General features: G+C 68.1%; 1 protein-coding gene and 1 pseudogene. One reads left to right on the top strand and one right to left on the bottom strand.

Annotated features, from left to right (window positions below):
* A pseudogene (locus tag VN047_RS08285) lies at nucleotides 1-315 on the top strand (hypothetical protein); the annotation flags it as partial.
* A gap of 205 nt (nucleotides 316-520) precedes the next feature.
* Here VN047_RS08285 and VN047_RS08280 read toward each other — a convergent pair.
* A partial coding sequence (locus VN047_RS08280) for an L-glutamate gamma-semialdehyde dehydrogenase (protein WP_325541645.1) occupies nucleotides 521-1873 on the bottom strand: 1353 nt, incomplete at its 5' end.

Here is a 1873-nt window from a genome sequence, read left to right as displayed (position 1 = left end):
CCGCTCGCCCCCGACGAAATGCCGGTCGCCGCGCGCGCAATCCCGGGGCCGAGCCGCGCTGACATGGAAGCGGCTTCGCAGCTTCCGAAGGGCCAGCAAGACCAGATGATTCAGGGGATGGTCGATGGACTCGAGGCGAAGCTCAAAGCCAATCCCGCCGACGTCGATCGCTGGATCATGCTGATGCGCAGCCGCATGACGCTGGGCGAGACGGCAAAGGCGGCGCAGGCACTGAAAGACGGCATCGCCGCCAACCCGGCCGCAGCGGGGCGCCTCAAGGCGCAGGCGCAGTTGCTCGGTGTGCCGGGAGCGTAAGATTCCCGTTGGCGCGCGGTCCGGAAAAAGCTAGACTGCTCTGGCTGCGGGGGGCGCCAAAAACATAAGGTCGCCGCGGCACTACGCCGCGAGACGATTTCGGACGTATTTGCCCGGGACAGCCGTCCACTCTGTATCGGGCCTCGTGGTCCCACCATAAAATTGGACGCGCGCGGTCGTGACCCGCGCGCACCGGCGCCAGTGGCTACCCCGCCATCAGCGCCGCATTGCCGCCCGCGGCGGTAATGTCGGTCGAGATCGACTTTTCCTCGGCGAACCGGTGGAGATAGTGCGGACCGCCGGCCTTCGGGCCCGTACCGGACAGGCCGCGCCCGCCGAAGGGCTGCGATCCGACGATCGCGCCGATCTGGTTGCGGTTGACGTAGACGTTGCCGACCTGCGCACGCGCCGCAACATGCGCTGCGACGCCGTCGATGCGGGTGTGAACCCCAAGCGTCAGCCCGTAACCCGACGCGTTGATGGCATCGATCAGCGCGTCGAGTTCGCCGCCCTTCCATGTCGCGACATGAAGCACGGGACCGAAAATCTCGCGCTTCAGGTCGGTGACATGATCGAGACGGATCAGCGCCGGCGGGACGAAATGCCCGTCCGCAGGCAGGTTCGTTCGCGCTGCTTCGGCGATCACGCGGCCCGCGGCGCGCGCTTCGGCGACATAGGCGGCGATATTCGCTTGGGCCTCGTCGTCGATGATCGGGCCGACGTCGGTCGCAAGGATCGACGGATCGCCGATGTCGAGTTCGGCCATCGCGCCCGCGACCATTTCGATCATCGTGTCGGCAACATCTTCCTGCACGCAGAGCAACCGCAGCGCCGAGCAGCGCTGGCCCGCCGACTGGAAGGCCGAGGCGACGGCATCGCGCGCGACCTGTTCGGGCAGCGCGGTCGAATCGACGATCATCGCGTTCGCGCCGCCGGTTTCGGCGATCAGTGTCGCGATCGGGCCGTCGCGCCCGGCGAGGCTGCGGTTGATCATCCGTGCGACCTCGGTCGAGCCGGTGAAGGCGACGCCGATGATGTCGTTATGGCTCGTCAGCGCGGCGCCGACGGTCTCGCCGCGGCCGGGGAGATAGTGGAGAACGTCGCCGGGGATGCCGGCTTCGAGCAGCAGTTCGACCGCCGCGTGCGCGATGAGCGGGGTTTGCTCGGCAGGCTTTGCGAGCACGCTGTTGCCCGCAGCGAGTGCCGCCGAAACCTGCCCCAGAAAGATCGCCAGCGGGAAGTTCCACGGGCTGATGCAGACGAAGACGCCCTTGCCCTCGAGCATCAGTTCGTTGCGTTCGCCAGTCGGCCCGGGCAGCGCGACCGGGTGGGTGAAGTCGGCGCGCGCCTGCGCCGCATAATAGCGGAGGAAATCGACCGCTTCGCGCACTTCGGCCACTGCGTCCGCCAGCGTCTTGCCAGCCTCGTCGATCGCAAGTCCCAGGAAAAGCGCGTCGCGCTCCTCAAGCAGGTCGGCAGCGCGCTCGAGCCGTTCGGCGCGGAAAGCACCGCCGGCAAGGCTCCAGTTGCCCTGCGCCGCGCGCGCGGTCGCCACGGC

This window comes from Sphingopyxis sp., from assembly GCF_035565275.1.
GTDB lineage: Bacteria > Pseudomonadota > Alphaproteobacteria > Sphingomonadales > Sphingomonadaceae > Sphingopyxis.
This window is presented reverse-complemented; position numbering and strand designations above follow the sequence as displayed.